This is a genomic window from Campylobacter sp. MG1 (assembly GCF_026616895.1).
Taxonomy (GTDB): domain Bacteria; phylum Campylobacterota; class Campylobacteria; order Campylobacterales; family Campylobacteraceae; genus Campylobacter_E.
Genome location: NZ_JANYME010000061.1, coordinates 1 through 204 on the forward strand (window position 1 = coordinate 1; position 204 = coordinate 204).

Consider the following 204-nt stretch of genomic DNA (forward strand, 5'->3'; position numbering starts at 1 on the left):
CAACTGGTTTATCTTCAGGTTCTACTGGAGTTGGTTCAGGTTTAGGTTCTACTGGAGTTACTACATCAACTGGTTTGTCATCTGTGTTATCAGGGGTAGCTGGTACATAAACTACATTTGCTGTATCACTTACACTACCTATGCTTAATTTAATCATTCCTTGTTCGTTATTTACTACATTAGAATCCATTGTAAATGTAAATT

General features: G+C 35.3%; 1 protein-coding gene. It reads right to left on the minus strand.

The features are described from left to right. Positions 1–190, minus strand: a 190-nt coding sequence (locus tag NY022_RS09680; protein WP_267525682.1) for a hypothetical protein, incomplete at its 3' end; no start/stop codon positions are given. Between the last annotated feature and the right edge of the window lie 14 nt (positions 191–204).